At 37.7% G+C, this 4035-nt stretch carries 2 protein-coding genes; both read left to right on the top strand.

The features are described 5' to 3' along the window. On the top strand, positions 1 to 1180 hold a 1180-nt coding region (locus ENL20_01960; protein ID HHE37319.1), incomplete at its 5' end, for a hypothetical protein. 245 nt (positions 1181 to 1425) lie between these two features. Further along, on the top strand, positions 1426 to 4035 hold a 2610-nt coding region (locus tag ENL20_01965; protein ID HHE37320.1), incomplete at its 3' end, for a hypothetical protein.

Genomic DNA, 4035 nt, shown 5'->3' on the forward strand with positions numbered 1-4035 from the left:
AATTGGTGTTTGCAGTATTAAACCGGTAGAACTGCTCATCACCGGAATGGAACGATTCAATGAATATTTTTCTCGTATCGAGCCGGTTCCCTTTCTCGATGATATCACAACCAAAAATGTGATCATCCAAAACGGAAAGTTGAATGGAATTGTCGATATAGATTCTCTCTGTTTTGGCGACAAATTGTTTCATTTAGGTCTCACGAAAATGGCTTTGTTATCTCAAAAAAGCGATACGGATTATATCGATTTCATTTTGGATGAATATGAACTTTCTAATTTGGAACTGCAGGTTCTGGATTATTATACAGCAGTTTGTTGCGTAGATTTCATGGGTGAGATCGGGCAAAAATTCAATTCTGAACAAGTTCCGGAAATCGATAAATGCAGAATTTCCAATTTGGAAAAAATATTCTATGATCTGCAGCCGGCGGAGAATGTTCTCAAAACAGATTTGATGCGTTATGGTGAATCCTGTGAGGATTTTTTTAATGAAAAAATAATCACCGAACTTGTTCGGGTTGTAAAGAAAGGTAAAGAAGCGGTTGTCGTGTGCTGTAAAGCGCATCCTGAAATGAATTGTGAATTTATGGCGGTGAAATTATTTCGTGAGAAAAAATACAGGAATTTCAAGCAGGATGGGATCTATCATCAGGGACGAATCTGGGATAAGCGATTGGAGCGAGGAAAGAAGAAAGGATCATCGATCGTGAAGCAAGTGGAGCGTTCAATTTGGGTGAATAACGAATTTGATGCTTTGGGAACTTTATTCGATGTCGGATTGAAAGTTCCGGAACCGATTGCCTGCACGGATGATGCTGTGGTGATGAGTTTTATCGGGAAAGATGAAATTTCAGCTCCATTGCTTAAAGATGTTCGATTAAATCAGCAGGAAGCGGAAAATATTTATGAAAAGATGGTAAATAATATTTCCGTGATGCTTCAAAATCACATTGTGCATGGTGATCTCTCACCATTCAATATTCTCTATCACGATGGGGAGCCGTATATTATCGATTTTCCGCAAGCAGTGGATCCGAATGTGAATTTTAACGCCTTCGAACTGCTTCAGCGCGATGTTGAAAACATCTGCAAGTATGTGGGAAAATTCGGTGTGAAGAAAGACTCGTATGATGTTTCAAAGAGATTATGGGAATCATTTTATGGACCAAAACCTTGAAAACGGACTCTACCAGAGGAATTCTTGCACTTGTCCTTTTCAACGGTTGGAATGTGTGAGTGGGAAACCGTTGAAAAGGTTCAGTAATCTCCTGCGGAGATTTTGGAAGAGAAATCTTATAAACCTTTTCAAGGTTAATTTGGAGTAAAATATCCGTGATATTTTAGAAAGGGAAACGACTTCGTCGTTTAGCAATAACACAGTTATTGCACTCCAAAAAAAAATAAAAAAAGGAGATTCAAAAAATGAAGAAAATTGTTATTATTTTATTAATTATAATAATATTTTCTGCAATAAATGCAGCAACACAGGAAAAAAGAATTTATCAAACAGCAAGATTAGGATCGGAAAAACCGGTTATTGATGGAAAAGTCGATGAAGAAGTTTGGAACAGCGTCGAATGGACAGGTGATTTCATCCAGAGAACACCTTACGAAAATGAAGCACCAACACAGGAAACGAAATTTAAAATTCTATATGATGATAAAAACATCTATCTTGGATTTCGAGCGTATGATAAAGATCCGTCTAAAATAACTTCCATCACAGCACCGAGAGATTGGTTTCCCGGAGATTGGGTAGAAGTGAATATCGATAGTTATTTCGACAAAAGGACCGCTTTTTCTTTTACTTTAAGCGTTTCCGGAGTCAGAGGAGATGAGTTCATTTCTGATGATGGAGATAATTGGGATACGAGTTGGAATCCCATCTGGTATGGAAAAACAAACATCGATGAACAGGGCTGGACCGCAGAGATGAAAATTCCTCTCAATCAATTGCGATATAGTGATAAAGAAGAACAGATTTGGGGAATCGAAGTTACACGCAGAATCCATCGCGAGGAAGAAAGATCGGTTTGGCAGTTGATCACACAGGATGAACCGGGCTGGGTAAGTAATTTCGGAGAATTGCGGGGAATAAAAGGAATCAAACCTCAAAGGCATATCGAGTTATTACCATATCTGGTTGGGAAATTAGAGCGATTTGAAGCCGATAAAAATGATCCGTTTTATGATGGTTCATCAGAAAGTTTCAATATTGGTTTGGATGGGAAGATCGGAATTACGACCGATCTGACTCTCGATATGACGATCAATCCCGACTTCGGTCAGGTGGAAGCAGATCCTTCCGAAATAAATCTTACGGAATTTGAAACTTACTTTTCTGAAAAAAGACCATTCTTTATTGAAGGGAACAATATTCTCGATTATCAATTAACTTCCGCCATAACAGGTGGAGATTTCGTCAGCGATAATCTTTTCTATTCGCGAAGGATCGGCAGGAAACCGCAATATTATCCTGATAATTATGACTTTATCGAAATGCCGGAAAATTCAACTATTCTGGGGGCTTTCAAACTTTCCGGTAAAACTAAAAAAGGTTGGTCGATCGGGATAATGGAATCCGTCACAGAAAAGGAAATTGCGGAATATGAATTGGATGGACAAAAGGAGGAAGTTACTGTCGAACCGTTAACGAATTATTTTGTCAGTCGGATTATGAAGGATTTTAACAAAGGAAATTCTTCTCTCGGAGGAATGTTTACTTCCGTGAACAGGAATATTAATGATGAACATTTGAATTATCTGAATAAATCGGCATATTCCGGCGGCATCGATTTTCTCCAACAATGGAATGATAAAAAATATTACCTGATGGCTACAACTGCTTTCAGTCAAATCCAGGGAGATAAAGAAGCGATTTTGGAAGCACAAACCGGTTCTGCCCGATATTTCCAGAGACCGGACAATAATTATGCTGAAGTAGATTCAAACCGAACATCACTTTCCGGATATGCAGGCTCTGTTATTTTTGGAAAATCGAGCAGCAGGATAAAATATCAAACCGGATTTTCCCTGCGTTCTCCCGGTTTCGAGATCAATGATATCGGTTATATGCGGCGAGCAGATCAGATCAATCAATTTACCTGGATCGGATATTGGATCAATCAGCCTTTCGGGATCTTCCGTAAATTCAGTGTGAATGCAAATCAATGGTGCAATTGGGATTTTGGAGGAGTTAATACTTCCAATGCTTTGAATATGAATATTCACGGAACATTCAAAAATAATTCCAATTTCGGAGCAGGAATTAATCGAGATTTCGAATACATTTCTAACGAAATTTTAAGAGGTGGACCATCTGCCAAAAGACCGGGTGATTGGAATGGAAATCTAAATTTTAATTCCGATAGCAGGAAGTGGATAAGTTTCAGCAGCGGAACAAATTTCGGATTTGGAGATAATGATAATAATTCCTTTAATTCCTATTGGATAAATGTCAGGATCAGGCCGAATAATCAATTGAGACTTTCTCTGAATCCTTCCTACAACAAGTATGAACAGAATCTGGAATATGTTACGACCGCAGAATTTGAAGATGAAGTTCGATTTATTTTCTCATCTTTGTTTCAGGAAACAACAAGTCTCACTTTTCGGGTGGATTATTGCATCACTCCGAATTTCTCGATCCAATATTATGGTTCACCATTTATTTCTGCAGGAGAGTATTCCGATTTCAAACGGATAACCGACCCTAAAGCCGATAAATATGAAAATCGATTTTACTCTTTTACGATTGATGAAATCAACTATGATGCTGATAATGAAGAATATTCAGTCGATGAGAATAGCGATGGAACTTATGATTATTATATCACTAATCCGGATTTCAATTATAAAGCATTCAATTCCAATCTGGTTATTCGCTGGGAATTTTCTCCAGGTTCAAACCTTTATCTTGTGTGGTCGCAGAATCGATCTGACTATATTTCAGATGGTGAATTTTCTTATTACAATGATATGAAAAACCTTTTTAATGATCAGCCGTATAATGTCTTTCAAGTAAAAGTGAAT

It is taken from the genome of Candidatus Cloacimonadota bacterium (genome assembly GCA_011372345.1).
In the GTDB taxonomy this organism is placed as follows: domain Bacteria; phylum Cloacimonadota; class Cloacimonadia; order Cloacimonadales; family TCS61; genus DRTC01.